The sequence below is a fragment of the Nocardia sp. NPDC051929 genome (assembly GCF_044548645.1).
In the GTDB taxonomy this organism is placed as follows: domain Bacteria; phylum Actinomycetota; class Actinomycetes; order Mycobacteriales; family Mycobacteriaceae; genus Nocardia; species Nocardia sichangensis.
Genome location: NZ_JBIUCG010000048.1, coordinates 1 through 13,718 on the forward strand (window position 1 = coordinate 1; position 13,718 = coordinate 13,718).

Sequence of the window (13,718 nt, forward strand, 5' to 3'; positions counted from 1 at the left end):
GCGACGATCCATATCGCTGCGATCAATCAGTGGCTGCGACACGGGTGAGGACGGGGCCCAACAGCCCGCCCTCCCCACTTCGAAACACTCCCTAGTCGCCGAGCCCGTCGGCGAGGGTGCGCAGCAGCGGTCCGTACTGCTGATGGGCCAGCGCCGAGGCGAATTGCGCCACCAAATAGTCGGCCGGGTTGCCGGTGTCGTACCACCGGCCGCGGATCACCTGGCCGAAGACCGGACTGTTCGCCGCGTGCACGTTGATCGCGTCGGTGAGGTACACCTCGCCGGTGCGGTGTTCGTACCACTCTTCGGTCTGCCTGCGCAGCTCGTCGATGATGCCGGGGGTGACGACATAGCCGCCGATCGCGGCGAAGGACGACGGCGCGTCCTTCGGCTTCGGCTTCTCGCGCAGGCCGGTGATGCGCAGCAGGCCGTTGCCGTGGTCGTCGGCGACCACCGGCACGCCGTAGCGCTGCGACTCGGCGGGATCCATCGGCATCAGCGCGAGGACGGGGGCTCCGGTGGCCTCGTAGGCGTCGATGAGCTGCTGAGCTCGGGGCACCTCGGCGACGAACACGTCGTCCGGCCACAGCACCAGCATGGGCTCGTCGCCGAGGTTGCGGGCGGCGTTGAGCACCGGGGTGCCGTTGCCGTACGGCCCGTGCTGGTCGAGGTAGGTGATGTGGCCGAGCCGGGACAGCTCGCCGACCTCCTCGACGGCATCGGCGAACGCGGTCTTGCCGTCCGCGCGCAGCTGGGCGACCAGCGCGGGATTGGGTCGGAAATGGTCCTGGATCAGTGATTTTCCGCTGCTGACCACGATGGTGATGTCGGTGATGCCCGAAGCGACCAGCTCGCGGACCGTGTGCTCGATCACCGGCTTGTCGCCGACCGGCAGCATCTCCTTGGGGATGGCCTTGGTCAGCGGAAGCAGCCGGGAGCCGATACCGGCGGCCGGGATGACGGCCTTGCGGATATTCATGGGTCCGATCATCACATATCGGACCGTGGGTCAGGCCCCGTCCCCACGGCACGTCGGCGGTTATTTCGAGACCGCCCGGTACTTGTTCCGGCACGGAAAAGCGCAGATCAAAGCCGTCGCGACCGGGCCGGACGGTCCCCGGGGCGCGAGACGGAGGCGGCCCCGATACCGGCAGGTAACCGGCAGCTAGCGCACAGCCACCTGACAGCGTCACCGCCTGCTCCGCACTGTCGGTGGACGGGCGTACATTGCAGCCGTGCGTACCGAGAAGCCGAGCGTCGAGTGCCCGGTCGCGCCCTCGACCGGGGTCGGGACCACCCGCGCCGAAAGCTCGGTGGGTCGGCGGGCACCGGTGCTCGCCGACGCGGACAGCGCCGCTCGTCGCTGGGTTCTGCACATCGACATGGACGCGTTCTTCGCCTCGGTCGAGCAGCTGACCCGGCCGACGCTGCGGGGCAGGCCGGTGCTGGTCGGCGGGACCGGCGGGCGCGGCGTCGTCGCCGGAGCCAGTTACGAGGCGCGCGTGTTCGGCGCCCGGTCGGCGATGCCGATGCATCAGGCGCGCCGGTTGGTCGGCGTCACGGCGGTGGTGGTGCCGCCGCGCGGCGCCGTCTACGGCGTGGTCAGCGGGCAGGTCTTCGACGCGTTGCGCAGCCGGATCCCGGTGCTGGAGACGCTGTCGTTCGACGAGGCGTTCGGCGAACCGGCCGAGCTGGCCGGCGCGACGGTCGCCCAGGTGCACGCGTTCTGCGCGGACTTGCGCGCGGTGGTGCGGGAACGGACCGGGTTGACCGCCTCGGTGGGCGCGGGCACCGGAAAGCAGCTGGCCAAGATCGCCTCCGGCTTGGCCAAACCCGATGGGATCCGGGTGATCTCGCCGGTCGAGCAGCCGCGACTGCTGGCAGGTCTGCCGGTGCGCAAGCTGTGGGGGATCGGCCCGGTCGCGGAGAGCCGGTTGCGCTCGTTGGGCATCGAGACCGTGGGCGCCTTCGCCGCGCTGCCGGAGTCGGAGGCGATGTCGATTCTCGGCGGCAGCGTCGGCGCCGCGCTGCACCGACTGGCGCGCGGCATCGATGACCGTCCGGTCGCCGAACGCACCGAGGCGAAGCAGATCAGCGCCGAGACAACCTACGAAACCGACATCGTCAGCCTGGAGCAACTGCGTCCGGCCATCGAGGACATGGCCGTCGCGGCGCACCGGCGCCTGACCGGTGACGGGCGCGCCGCGCGCACGGTGGTGCTCAAATTGAAGAAGTCGGATATGAGCATCGTCACCCGCTCCTACACCCTGCCCTACGCCACCGAGGATTTGGCCACTCTCGCCGCCGCCGCGCAGCGTTCGGCGCTCGATCCGCGGGAGCTGGGCCCGATCCGCCTCGTCGGCGTCGGCTACGGCGGCCTGTCGACCGTCCGTCAGGAATCGCTGTTCCCCGAACTGGATCGCGGCCCGGTCCCCGAGATCGCCGCGGTCGAAACGGAATCCGAACCGGCGCACGCCCCCGAACTCGGCGATGCCGCGCACACCGCGCCGGTCCTACCGGTCGCCCTCTGGCGTCCCGGCATGGACGTATCGCATCCCGAGCACGGTCACGGCTGGGTGCAGGGCGCCGGGCTCGGCGTGGTGACCGTCCGCTTCGAAACCCGTTCCACCGGTCCGGGTCCCGCGCGCACCTTCGCCGCCGACGATGCCGCCCTCACCCGTGCCGATCCGCTGGGCAGTCTGCTCTGACGGCCGGGGCCCGAGGCTCGACATCGCCGGGCCGGACGCGTACGTTCGCTGCCGACGACCATCGCCGGTCCGATGTGGATCCGGGTGCCGCCACCCGGGGCCGGTAGCCTGGGACCTCGTGCAGCGCCGCCGGTTCGGGGGCGGCTGCCATGGTGGAACACGACACGGACCTCTCGAACGCAAAGGACGAGCAGTTGAAGCTTCGTAAGACTGGACGCATCGCGATCGCCGGACTGGCCATCGTCGCCGCGCTTGGCCTGACCGCCTGTGGTGGCGACGACAAGGACAGCAAGCCCGCCGCCAAGACGTCGACCAGCGCCAAGGCGTCGGCGACCGCGAGCGCGAACCTGCCGCCGGTCCCGACCCCCGCGGAGCTGAACACCGCCCTGGCCCGTGCGCTCGACCCGTCGGTGCCCGCCTCCGAGAAGCTGGACAACGTCCAGGGCGCCGAGGCCGATCCGACGCTGCCGGACCGCCTGTCGCAGGCCGCGGCCGGCGCCGACGTGAAGATCGTGGTCACCGACGTCACCTCCTTCGGCGACAGCGTGAACGCGAAGGCCAAGTTCATCCTCAACGGCCAGGAGAACATCGTCGACGTGCCGTTCGTCGCCGACAACGGCAAGTGGAAGATCCAGAAGACCTGGGCCTGCACCATGCTGACCAACCTCGGTCAGCAGTCGGCGGCCTGCAGCTGAGTTCACCCGACGGGCCGGTCGTCGCGCTTCGCGGCGCCCGGCCCGTCGTCGCGTGAAATGCTCTGCCGCATTTTGTAGTACGCGCAGGTCAGAGCATGCGCAGAATCGCGTACATCGAGGTGGCGTGCGCGTACAGTTCGCCGTCTTCGGCGCCGACCAGGCGGGCCTCGGCGCTGGCCGTGGTGGTGCCGACGTGGATCGCGGTGCCCTCGCAGCGCAGCGTGCGCGTGTCGCTGCGCACGGCACGATGGATGTCTATGCCGATCTTGACCGAGGTGGAGCGCGTGCCGCCGGCCAACTGCGTCAGTACCGCCGAGCCGAGGGCCGCTTCGAGCACCGTCGCCACGAAGCCGCCGTACACCCCGCCCGCCGGGTCGAGCAGTTGGTCACCCGGCTCGCCCTCGAAAACTACGGTCCCATCGCCGACCTGGGCCAGCCGGAAACCCAGCGCGCTCAGAATCGGTGCGCCCGGGAATCGTCCGTCGAGCGTTCCCTGCAAGATCTCCCGTCCGGTCATACCGAGCGGGTCGGGTGTCTTCTCAGCCGGCGGCCGCCCCGCGTCGGTGCGGGCGCGAAGGGGTCTGGGCGCGGTCATACATCGACGCTACGGAGAAGGCGAAGCCCGCAGAAGTGTCGGATCCGACACCTTCGCGACCAATTCCGACGAACTCGAGTCGCCGGAAAGCGGGAAGCTCACGGTGTGGACCGTGTTTCGCTCGCTTGGGAGCCGGATTCGCTGGTGACAGGGCGCGATGTGCGCCGCGCGCGACGGGTTCGTAGCAGGGCGTCGGTGGTGAATATCACCAGCGCCGCCCAGATGAGGGCGAACCCGGCCCAACGGGAGGCGGGCATCGGCTCGTGCGCGACCGCGACGCCCCAGGCCATCTGGAGTGCGGGGGTGAGGTATTGCAGCAGGCCCATGGTGGACAACGCGACGCGCTGGGCCGCGACGGCGAACAGCAGTAGCGGAACCAGGGTGACCGGTCCGGTGGCCACCATCAGGGCGGTATGCGCGGGGGCGGAGGCGAATTCGCTGTGCCCGGCGAGCGCGAGCGCGATCGCGAACGCCAGCGCGAAGGGTGCGGCGACGACGCCCTCGGCGGCGATGCCGCGCAGCGCGTCCAGCGGGATCACCTTCTTCACCAAGCCGTAGGTGGCGAAAGAGCAGGCCAGGGCCAAGGCGATGATCGGTGGTCTGCCGTAGTCGACCGTGAGCACGGCCACCGCGGCCGCGCCGAGCCCGAGGGCGGCCCATTGGGCGCCGGTCAGCCGCTCACGAAAGAGCACCACACCGAACGCGACGGTGACCAGAGGGTTGATGAAATACCCGAGCGCGCACTCCACGACGTGGCCCGAGGTGACCCCATAGACGTACACGCCCCAGTTGAGCGCGATCGCGGCGGAGGCCACGGCCGCCAGCCGCCAGACTCGGCCGTCGATGCCGCGCAGTTCGCGGATCCGGCCGCTGACGGCGAGCACCGCGAGCACGACCACCAGCGTCCAGACGATCCGCTGCGCCACCACTTCACCCGGACTGGCGAACGCCAGCAGCCCGAAGAACGCGGGGAAAAGTCCCCACAAGAAGTACGCGCTCGCTCCGAACGCTACACCGGGGATGGACCTGCTTCGCCGCACGATGACGAACGTAGTTGTCCCGTAGCCTTGCGGTCATGTCGATTACCGTGCAGGCATCGGGCGCGACCGGGCTCACCGCGACCGAGGTCGAGCAACGTCGTCACGACGGACTGACCAACGACGTCCCGGATCGCGCGAGCCGATCGGTTCGCGACATCGTGCGCGCGAACGTCTTCACCAGGATCAACGCCATCCTCGGCGTCCTGTTCGTGCTGGTGCTGGCCACCGGATCGATCATCGACGGCATGTTCGGCCTGCTGATCGTCGCCAACAGCGCGGTCGGCATCATCCAGGAGATCCGCGCCAAGCGCACCCTGGACCAGCTGGCCATCGTCAGCCAGGCCAAGCCGACCGTCCGCCGGGACGGCAGGGCCGTCGAGATCGCGCCGCGCGAGGTGGTGCTCGACGACGTGATCGAGCTCGGTCCCGGCGACCAGATCGTGGTGGACGGCACGGTAGAGGAGTCCGCGCAGCTCGAGGTGGACGAGTCGTTGCTCACCGGCGAGGCGGACTCGATCGAGAAGGCGGTCGGCGCCACGGTGATGTCGGGTAGTTATGTGGTGTCCGGGTCCGGCGCCTACCACGCCACCAAGGTCGGCCGGGACGCCTACGCGGCGCGGCTGGCCGAGGAGGCGAGCAAGTTCACGCTGGTGCACTCCGAACTGCGCAGCGGTATCGACAAGATCCTGAAGTTCATCACCTACCTGCTGATTCCCGCCGGACTGCTGAGCATCTACAACCAGCTGGTCTCCAGCAAGGAGTCGTGGCGGCCCGCGCTCACCGGCATGGTGGCCGCGCTGGTGCCGATGGTGCCCGAGGGGCTGGTGCTGATGACGTCGATCGCGTTCGCGGTCGGCGTGGTGCGGCTGGGCAGGCGCCAGTGCCTGGTGCAGGAGTTGCCCGCGATCGAGGGGCTGGCCCGCGTCGACGTGGTCTGCGCGGACAAGACCGGCACGCTGACCGAGAACGGCATGCGGCTGTCGGACCTGAAGACGCTGGACACCTTCGACGACACCGAGGTACGCACCGCGCTGGCCGCGCTCGCGGCCGACGACCCGCGCCCGAACGCGAGCGTGCAGGCGATCGCCGAGGCTCTGCCGGACGGTCCCGGCTGGCAGCGCACCGCCGTCGCGCCGTTCTCCTCCGCCAAGAAGTGGAGCGGTTGCTCCTACGGCGAGCACGGCGACTGGCTGCTCGGCGCGCCGGACGTGCTGCTCGACCCGGGATCCGCGGACGCGCGGGTCGCGGAGGAACTCGGCGCATCCGGCCTACGCGTGCTGTTGCTGGCGCGCGGCGACCGTCCGGTGGACGCCGCGGACGCCCCGGGGGGCGTGCGGCCCGCCGCCTTGGTCGTGCTGGAGCAGAAGGTCCGGCCCGATGCGCGCGACACACTCGATTACTTCGCCAGCCAGAGCGTCTCGATCAAGGTCATCTCCGGCGACAACGCGGTGTCGGTCGGCGCGGTGGCCTCCTCGCTCGATCTGCCGGGCGGTGACCACCCGATCGACGCGCGGGAGTTGCCGGAGGACGGCGACGAATTGGCCGCCATGCTGGACGGCAACACCACCTTCGGCCGGGTACGTCCGGATCAGAAGCGCGCCATGGTGTCGGCGTTGCAGTCGCGCGGGCACACGGTGGCCATGACCGGCGACGGTGTGAACGACGTGCTCGCCTTGAAGGATTCGGACATCGGCGTGGCGATGGGCTCGGGCAGTCCGGCGACCAGGGCGGTGGCGCAGATCGTGCTGCTGGACAACAAGTTCGCCACGCTGCCGTACGTGGTCGGCGAGGGACGCCGGGTGATCGGCAACATCGAGCGGGTCTCGAATCTGTTCCTCACCAAGACCGTGTATTCCGTGCTGCTCGCCTTCCTGGTCGGCATGGCCGGCATCGGCTCGCAGATCTTCGACTACGAGCCCATCGGCTACCCGTTCCTGCCGCGCCACGTCACGATCGCGGCCTGGTTCACCATCGGCATTCCGGCGTTCATCCTTTCGCTCGCGCCCAACAACGAGCGTGCCCGCACGGGTTTCGTGGGGCGCGTCATGCGGTTGGCCATCCCCTCGGGCGTGGTGATCGGCGCGGCCACCTTCGTCTCGTACCTGATCGCCTACGCCGGGCCGCACGCCACCGAGGAGCAGAAGGTGCAGGCGGGCACCACGGCGCTCATCACATTGATCATGATCGCGGTGTGGGTGCTCGCCATCGTCGCGCGGCCGTACGTGTGGTGGAAGGTGATGCTGATCGCGGTGTCGGTGGCGGCGTACGTGTTCCTGTTCACCGTTCCGTTCACCCGCGAGTTCTTCAAACTCGACCCCTCCAACCTCGCGCTCACCGGTGCGGCGGTGGTCTGCGGCGTGGTCGGGATCGTGCTCGTCGAGGCGGCCTGGTGGGTGAGCGCGGCGCTGCGCGGCGAGAAGCCGCAACTGCTGCCCAGCTCGCCCGGCGGAGCCGACTGACAGACTGGACGCCTGACTCGCCGCGCCACGAGAAGCCTTGTGCGAAGCGGCCATTCAGACTTGGAGTACCTTCTGGAGATTATGGAGGTACTGCTGCACCAGATCGACGCGTTCGCCGACGCACCGTTCTCGGGCAACCCGGCCGCGGTGATGCCGCTCCCGTCGTGGCTGCCGGATGCGTTGCTGCAACAGCTGGCCGAGGAGAACAACCTCGCCGAGACCGCGTTCTATACCTCACGGTTACCTCCAGAGGCGGGCGTGCCGCCGGGTGAGTGGCCCGCCTTCCACCTCCGGTGGTTCACCCCGAGGGTGGAGGTCGCGCTCTGCGGGCACGCCACTCTCGCCAGCGCCGCGCAGATCCTGGCCGACATGCACCCCGGTGAGGACCGGGTGAGCTTCTACACGCGCAGCGGCTGGCTGCACGTCGACCGCACCGACGACGACGAGTTCGTCCTCGATCTGCCTGCCGTGCCGAGCATTCCGGTGCAGCCCGATCCGGCGCTCGTCGCGGCGCTCGGTGTGCGTCCGGTGGGCGCGTATTCCGGCACCGACGAGGTGATCGTCGTGGCGACCGAACAGGAGGTGCGCGATGCCGCGCCCGTGCTGGCGGCGTTCCCCGCGCTGCCGCGCGCCGCGATCGTCACCGCGCCCGGCGATTCGGTCGACTTCGTCTCCCGGGTCTTCGCCCCGGCCGTGGGCGTCCCGGAGGACCCGGTGACCGGGTCCGCGCACGCGCAGCTGGTTCCGCTGTGGAGCGAGCGGCTCGGCCGCACCGAACTGCACGCCAGGCAGCTGTCCCGCCGCGGCGGAAGCTTGCGCTGCGAACTGACCGGCGACCGCGTGCTGTTGTTCGGACGGTGCCGCCGCTACCTCGACGGCGTCGTCACCCTGCCGGACTAGCTCCGGCCGCTCACGGCTCCGGAACCGGTCCGTCGTCGGGGCCGGGCGCGACGACGTCGCGGTAGTCGGGCAGCAGCGGGGCCACCGCGAAGCTTCCCGCCACCGCGTCGGCGGGCAAAGCCTGGACCGCGCGGACATCGTTGTGCCCGGACAGGTTTCGCAGTCGCGCCGGGGTGTCACGCACGACGAGCCCGACGACACAGCCGCAGCCGCTCCGCAGTCGTGCGGCCGAGAACGCGACCACGCGGGCGGAGCGGTCATCGACGGGGCGGGGAAGCAGCCAGGCCGCGTACGACGCCGAATCCGCCGCCGCCTGAACGCCTTCCGGTACCGGCACGGCCACCAGCGGCGTCTGCACGCCGGGCGCGGGCACCCGGTAGAGCACCTGCGCGATCCGCAATCCGCCGCTGTGCTGCGGAATCTCGCCGGGCACCAAGGGTTCGGCGAACGACACCAGCGCCCAGCGCGGTTCGTCGCCGCCCGTGTCCAGCGAGTCACGAGACCGGGCGAGGTAGTCCGCGACCTGCTCACCCTGGTCGGGCCCGAGCCGGTCGGTGGACACCGGGGCGCGGTACGGCGGTTGCAGCGCGCCGAGCGCGAAGACGAGTGCGATCAGCGCGACGGCCGCCGCGCCGAGCAAGATCCCGCGCCAGGGCGGCACCCGGCGGTCAGGCATCGCGCAGGACGTCCAGCGCGTGCTTCAGGTCGTCCGGGTATTCGCTGGTGATCTCCAGGTAGCGGCCGTCGGCGGGGTGCTGGAACCCCAGCGACCGAGCGTGCAGCCACTGCCGTTGCAGCCCGAGCCGCTCGGCCAGCCGCGGGTCGGCGCCGTAGGTGAGATCACCGCAGCACGGGTGGCGGATCGCGGAGAAATGCACGCGGATCTGATGGGTGCGGCCGGTCTCCAGGTGGATGTCGAGGAGGCTGGCCGAATGGAACGCCTCGACCGTGTCGTAGTGCGTGACGCTGGGACGGCCGTCTGCGGTGACGGCGAACTTCCAGTCGTTGCCGCGGGCCCGCCCGATCGGGGCGTCGATGGTGCCGCTGCTGGGGTCCGGATGCCCCTGCACCAAGGCGTGATACCGCTTGTCGACGGTGCGCTGCTTGAACGCGCGCTTGAGCACCGTGTACGCGTGCTCGGACTGTGCGACCACCATCACGCCGGAGGTGCCGACGTCCAGGCGGTGCACGATGCCCTGCCGCTCGTGGGCGCCGGAGGTGGAGATGCGGTATCCGGCGGCGGCGAGTCCGCCGACGACGGTCGGGCCGCTCCAGCCGACGCCGGTGTGCGCGGCCACGCCGACCGGCTTGTCGACCGCGACGATGTCGTCGTCGGCGTAGAGGATCTTCATGCCTTCCACCGGTTCGGCCTCGATGGTCAGCTCCCGCTTCGGCTCCGGGAAGATCACCTCCAGCCAGGCTCCCGCGGTGAGCCGGTCGGATTTGCCCGCGGCGACGCCGTCGAGCTGCACCGAACCCTCCTCGGCCAGCGTGGCCACCGCGGTGCGGGACAGGCCGAGCAGACGGGACAGGCCCGCGTCGACGCGCATGCCGTCGAGCCCGTCGGGGACGGGCATGGTCCTGGTCTCCCTCATGCCGCGCTGCCCTCGCTCGCGCCCGTCTTGCCGTGGCCCACCCGGGTGCCGTTCGGTTCGAAGCCGAACACGGTGAGCACGACCAGCAGGATCGCGCCGCACACGATGGCCGAGTCCGCGACGTTGAACACCGGCCACCAGCCGATCGCGACGAAATCCACCACGTGCCCCTGCAGCGGGCCGGGCGCGCGGAACAGCCGGTCGCCCAGATTGCCGACCGCGCCGCCGAGCACCATGCCCAGTCCGATCGCCCACCACAGCGAACGCATGGTGCGGCCGATGCGCACCACGCCGATGACGACGGCGGCGGCGACCAGGGTCAGCAGCCAGGTCATGCCGGTGGCCATGGAGAACGCCGCGCCGGGATTGCGCACCAGGCTCAGGCGCGCGAAGTCGCCGATGATCGGTACCGGATCGCCCGGCGTCAGCTTCGCCACCGCGAGGGTCTTGGTGAGCAGATCCAGGCCGAGCACGACCGCGGCGAGGACGAGTAGCGTACGCAGCCGCTGCGGCGGAGCCGGCTCGGTCGTCGGGTCGGCGGTGTTCGCTGGGTTTTCCTCGGGCGGCCGGTCGTCACTCACACCGACCATCATCTCTCGAGCGGAATCGAGTCCGGTGCGCGCGTCCGATTGCCCCGGCCCGCGCCCGCGGCGTTCGCGTGCCACGCCGATCGGTTCGCGGTCGAATGTCCCAGCTGACACTCAGGAATCGGTCGTACCCTGTTGCTCGTGACGGTGTTGTCTTCCCCCCGCCTGGCCCGAAGCGCGAGCCTAGCCCGGAGCGCGCGCTCGGGTGTGCTGCTCATGGTGCTCGCGCTCGGGCTCTCGGCATTCGGGGTCGGTTGCGGCGACGGCGCCGAGTCGAGCGGTGAGGCCGACGGAACGGAGCCGCTCGGCATCGGCAAGGAAGTGACCGTGCCGATTCCGGCCGCGGTGACCACGGTCGAATCGGCCGGTGCGGAGCCCCGATCGATGCTGCGGCCGGAGTATCCGGCGGGCACCGTGCAGCGGGTCACGCTGTACACCGCCCATCACATCCAGCAGCAGATCGATGGGCAGCCCAAGCCCGACTTCTCCACCCCGGCGCTGACCATTCCCATGACCGCGGAGACCACCGTGGAGGGCATCGATCTCACCCTTGGCTCGGTCACCTCGCCCGATCCCACGCTGGCCAAAGCGCTCACCAAGATCGGCGGCTCGCACGCGGGCTTCGACCTCAGCGATCTGGGCGCGATCACCGCACTGCGGCTCGAGCCGGCGCCCGACGCGTCCAACACCGCGCGCGCCGCGCTGGAGCAGGCGTTCTACCAGGCCGTCTACCGTTCGATCGCGTTTCCCGACCAGCCCGTCGGCGAGGGCGCGGTCTGGACGGTGCGCCAGGAGGTCAGCGGCGGCGTCCTGCTCGACCAGGTGACCACCGCGACGCTGAGCAAACGCGACGGTGACCGGCTCACCATCGAGCTGCACGTCACCCAGAAGCCGAAGTCGCCGGTGTGGAACCTGCCGAACAACGCGGGCACGCTGGACATCGACGACTACGTCATGCAGGGAGCGGGCACCATCACGGTGGATCTCGGCTTGCCGCTGCCGGTGGCCGGGTCGATCACCGTCGGCGGGCACCAGGCCTACCGCGATCCGCACAGCGACAGCACGCTGCAGCAGGCGATCGAGACGCAGGTGTCGTGGACCGAATGATCCGTGCGTGCGGACTGCTGGCCGCGGTCGCGCCCCTCGTCGTCGCCACCGGATGCGGCTCGGGGGACCACGCCGCACCAGGACAGCCCGAGCTTCCCACGCTCGGACCCGTCGTGGCCGCGGCCCCGGTGACCACCGCCCCCGAGACCGATTCCACTCGGCTGCGCGGGCTGTTGCTCGCCGACAGCGATCTGCCCGCCGGTTTCACCGCGCTCGCGCCGCCCGCCGACACCGGCGGAGGCGCTACCGGCGCCTCGCCGACGAATCCGGCCGAATGCGTGAAAGTGCTCGCGCCGCTCGGTGCGCAACGCTCCGGCGCGCTAGCGCGGGCGTCCACGCAGTACACCGGGCCGAATTTCTCCAGCATCGATATAGACGCGGCCAGTTATCCACCGGACGCGGTCGCGGCCGCTTTCTCGGAAGTGCAGGAAATCCTGCGTCGCTGCGCGCACTATGCCGGGGCCGACGGCTCCGACATTTCGATGGACTACCGCGTCGGCGGGCTCGTCCAGCCGCCCGCGGGCGATGCCTCCGCGCCCTTCCAAGTGCGCACTACCAGTGACGACCTGACCCTCCGCTCGTCCGTCGCGATCGTTCAGGTGGGGAGCACGTTGGTGCAGGTCGCGGTGACCGCGCCGGAGGCGGTGGACCCGGGTGTGCTCAGCGCGCTGACCGCGGCCCAGGTGCGCAGGCTGCAGGGCGTCGCCGGACCGTGATTTCCTGCGATCCGGCCGAATCGCGCCTGTCGCCGGAATAGGCTCGGCATGATCCGACACAACGCCTCGACCGGAGGTTCCCCATGTCTGATGTCAAACCCGTTCCCGATGGATATCCGGTGGTGTCGCCCGGGCTCGCGGTCGACGGCGCCGCGGCGGCGATCGATTTCTACAAGAACATTTTCGGTGCGACCGAGCGTATGCGGATGCCCGGTCCGGACGGCAGAATCGCGCATTGTGAGCTGATGTTCGGCAATTCCGTCGTCATGCTCGGCGATTCGGCGCCCGATATGGACTTCCTCGACCCGAAGACGGTCGGCGGCACCCCCGTCAACCTGTATGTGTACGTCGAGGACGCCGACGCCGCTTTCGCCGCCGCGTTGTCCGCGGGAGCCAGGGAACTCACGCCCATGACCGATCAGTTCTACGGCGATCGCAGTGGCGCCTTCGAGGATCCGTGGGGACACCGATGGACGGTGGCCACCCACGTGGAGGATGTGCCGCCCGACGAGATGGACCGCCGGATGGCCGAGCGGTTCGGCGGTTCCTGATCCCGGCGGATCTGCTCATTCGGCGACGACCGAATCCCCGTTGACCCGGATGCCTTTCGGGGCGAGTGGTTTGCTCGCCGGGCCGTGGGCCACCGAACCGTCCAGCGCGAACTTGCTGCCGTGGCAGGCACAGTTGATGGTGCCGCCGGACACCGTCGCGACCTTGCATCCCGCGTGCGTGCACACCGAGGAGAGCCCGACGAAGGTGCCCGCGCTGGGCTGGGTCACCACGGTGTCGCCCACGATCACGCCGCCGCCGACGGGAATGTCGGCCGTCTTGGCGAGCGCGTTCGCGGGACTGTTCGCATCGACGGGCCGGTCTGCCTGCGCTGCGGTGGCGTCATGCGGCGCGGGAGCGTCGTCGCCCTTGCCATGGGCGGTGCAGGCGGTGACCGCCGCCGCGGCGGCGACGCCCGCACCGGCGACGACCACACTGCGGCGGGTGCGGAGTTGTTCGTGGAATGTCATGTCGGTCGGATCTCCCTCGAAGGCGCGGCCGGCCTTGCGCCGGTTTCCGCTTCGCCTTGTTCACGGAGATAGTGATCAGGCGGTTCAATCGACGATCCGATTCGATTCGTATGACAGAGCGGCGGACCCGGACCCCCTCATCTGTTTGTGGCCGGGTCCGCCGTTCTTTGTGGTTACCCGCGGGCGATCGATTCGAACACCTTCGGGTCGACGAGGGTGGAGGTGTCGCCGAGTTCGCGTCCTTCGGCGACGTCGCGCAGGAGTCGGCGCATGATTTTGCCGCTGCGGGTTTTGGGG

Annotated in this window: 14 protein-coding genes; 7 read left to right on the forward strand and 7 right to left on the reverse strand. The window is 70.1% G+C overall.

The genetic code is table 11. The features are described from left to right. Window positions 1–91 precede the first annotated feature (91 nt). Window positions 92–979 carry a UTP--glucose-1-phosphate uridylyltransferase gene (locus ACIHAX_RS37150; RefSeq protein WP_355079665.1) on the reverse strand — a complete coding sequence of 296 codons (888 nt, stop codon included), beginning with the start codon at window positions 977–979 and terminating at the stop codon, window positions 92–94. Between the two features lie 403 nt (window positions 980–1,382). On the opposite strand from ACIHAX_RS37150, the gene ACIHAX_RS37155 reads away from it, so the two are divergent. Together ACIHAX_RS37155 and ACIHAX_RS37160 are read left to right on the forward strand one after the other, a co-directional pair. Continuing rightward, window positions 1,383–2,708: a DNA polymerase IV gene (locus ACIHAX_RS37155; protein WP_397282350.1), complete on the forward strand. Its 1,326-nt coding sequence runs from the start codon at window positions 1,383–1,385 to the stop codon at window positions 2,706–2,708. 194 nt (window positions 2,709–2,902) lie between these two features. Continuing rightward, complete coding sequence (locus tag ACIHAX_RS37160; RefSeq protein WP_355079667.1) at window positions 2,903–3,403, forward strand: hypothetical protein; 501 nt, start codon at window positions 2,903–2,905, stop codon at window positions 3,401–3,403. A gap of 88 nt (window positions 3,404–3,491) precedes the next feature. Here the strand turns inward: ACIHAX_RS37160 and ACIHAX_RS37165 are convergent, their stop codons facing one another. Then, window positions 3,492–3,998, reverse strand: a complete 507-nt coding sequence (locus ACIHAX_RS37165) for a PaaI family thioesterase (protein ID WP_355079669.1) — start codon at window positions 3,996–3,998, stop codon at window positions 3,492–3,494. 98 nt (window positions 3,999–4,096) lie between these two features. Then, complete coding sequence (gene rarD, locus ACIHAX_RS37170; RefSeq protein WP_397282352.1) at window positions 4,097–5,041, reverse strand: EamA family transporter RarD; 945 nt, start codon at window positions 5,039–5,041, stop codon at window positions 4,097–4,099. 32 nt (window positions 5,042–5,073) lie between these two features. Between rarD and ACIHAX_RS37175 the strand changes: the two genes are divergently transcribed. Next, a complete protein-coding gene (locus ACIHAX_RS37175) occupies window positions 5,074–7,497 on the forward strand; it encodes an HAD-IC family P-type ATPase (protein ID WP_397282344.1) in 2,424 nt (807 codons plus the stop codon). Window positions 7,498–7,578: 81 nt separating this feature from the next. Then, window positions 7,579–8,397 (forward strand): PhzF family phenazine biosynthesis protein, encoded by an 819-nt coding sequence (locus ACIHAX_RS37180; protein ID WP_355079675.1) that lies wholly within the window; start codon window positions 7,579–7,581, stop codon window positions 8,395–8,397. 10 nt (window positions 8,398–8,407) lie between these two features. On the opposite strand, the gene ACIHAX_RS37185 is transcribed toward ACIHAX_RS37180, so the two are convergent. From ACIHAX_RS37185 to lspA, 3 genes are read right to left on the reverse strand one after another with little or no spacing between them, the layout of a single operon-like run. Beyond that, a complete protein-coding gene (locus tag ACIHAX_RS37185) occupies window positions 8,408–9,073 on the reverse strand; it encodes a hypothetical protein (protein ID WP_364437114.1) in 666 nt (221 codons plus the stop codon). Next, window positions 9,066–9,992, reverse strand: coding sequence for an RluA family pseudouridine synthase (locus ACIHAX_RS37190; RefSeq protein WP_355079679.1), 927 nt, complete (start codon window positions 9,990–9,992; stop codon window positions 9,066–9,068). The genes ACIHAX_RS37185 and ACIHAX_RS37190 overlap by 8 nt, the downstream gene beginning before the upstream one ends. Beyond that, a complete protein-coding gene (gene lspA / locus ACIHAX_RS37195) occupies window positions 9,989–10,585 on the reverse strand; it encodes a signal peptidase II (protein WP_397282347.1) in 597 nt (198 codons plus the stop codon). Before lspA ends, ACIHAX_RS37190 begins: the two co-directional genes overlap by 4 nt. A gap of 210 nt (window positions 10,586–10,795) precedes the next feature. On the opposite strand from lspA, the gene ACIHAX_RS37200 reads away from it, so the two are divergent. From ACIHAX_RS37200 to ACIHAX_RS37210, 3 genes are all read left to right on the forward strand, one after another. Continuing rightward, window positions 10,796–11,686: a hypothetical protein gene (locus ACIHAX_RS37200; RefSeq protein WP_379253122.1), complete on the forward strand. Its 891-nt coding sequence runs from the start codon at window positions 10,796–10,798 to the stop codon at window positions 11,684–11,686. Beyond that, window positions 11,683–12,402: a hypothetical protein gene (locus tag ACIHAX_RS37205; protein ID WP_397282354.1), complete on the forward strand. Its 720-nt coding sequence runs from the start codon at window positions 11,683–11,685 to the stop codon at window positions 12,400–12,402. The genes ACIHAX_RS37200 and ACIHAX_RS37205 overlap by 4 nt, the downstream gene beginning before the upstream one ends. An 83-nt stretch (window positions 12,403–12,485) precedes the next feature. Continuing rightward, on the forward strand, window positions 12,486–12,953 hold the full coding sequence (locus tag ACIHAX_RS37210) for a VOC family protein (RefSeq protein ID WP_355079683.1): 468 nt from the start codon (window positions 12,486–12,488) through the stop codon (window positions 12,951–12,953). A gap of 15 nt (window positions 12,954–12,968) precedes the next feature. Here ACIHAX_RS37210 and ACIHAX_RS37215 read toward each other — a convergent pair whose 3' ends face one another. Then, a complete protein-coding gene (locus ACIHAX_RS37215) occupies window positions 12,969–13,421 on the reverse strand; it encodes a Rieske (2Fe-2S) protein (protein WP_364437109.1) in 453 nt (150 codons plus the stop codon). Window positions 13,422–13,718: the final 297 nt, after the last annotated feature.

Coding starts and splice junctions, on each gene's coding strand:
- ACIHAX_RS37155 (WP_397282350.1), top strand. CDS start 1,383: ATGGACGCGTTCTTCGCCTCGGTCGAGCAGCTGACCCGGCCGACGCTG.
- ACIHAX_RS37180 (WP_355079675.1), top strand. CDS start 7,579: ATGGAGGTACTGCTGCACCAGATCGACGCGTTCGCCGACGCACCGTTC.
- ACIHAX_RS37150 (WP_355079665.1), bottom strand. CDS start 979: ATGAATATCCGCAAGGCCGTCATCCCGGCCGCCGGTATCGGCTCCCGG.
- ACIHAX_RS37205 (WP_397282354.1), top strand. CDS start 11,683: ATGATCCGTGCGTGCGGACTGCTGGCCGCGGTCGCGCCCCTCGTCGTC.
- lspA (WP_397282347.1), bottom strand. CDS start 10,585: ATGATGGTCGGTGTGAGTGACGACCGGCCGCCCGAGGAAAACCCAGCG.
- ACIHAX_RS37185 (WP_364437114.1), bottom strand. CDS start 9,073: ATGCCTGACCGCCGGGTGCCGCCCTGGCGCGGGATCTTGCTCGGCGCG.
- ACIHAX_RS37190 (WP_355079679.1), bottom strand. CDS start 9,992: ATGAGGGAGACCAGGACCATGCCCGTCCCCGACGGGCTCGACGGCATG.
- ACIHAX_RS37175 (WP_397282344.1), top strand. CDS start 5,074: ATGTCGATTACCGTGCAGGCATCGGGCGCGACCGGGCTCACCGCGACC.
- ACIHAX_RS37200 (WP_379253122.1), top strand. CDS start 10,796: ATGGTGCTCGCGCTCGGGCTCTCGGCATTCGGGGTCGGTTGCGGCGAC.
- ACIHAX_RS37210 (WP_355079683.1), top strand. CDS start 12,486: ATGTCTGATGTCAAACCCGTTCCCGATGGATATCCGGTGGTGTCGCCC.
- ACIHAX_RS37165 (WP_355079669.1), bottom strand. CDS start 3,998: ATGACCGCGCCCAGACCCCTTCGCGCCCGCACCGACGCGGGGCGGCCG.
- ACIHAX_RS37215 (WP_364437109.1), bottom strand. CDS start 13,421: ATGACATTCCACGAACAACTCCGCACCCGCCGCAGTGTGGTCGTCGCC.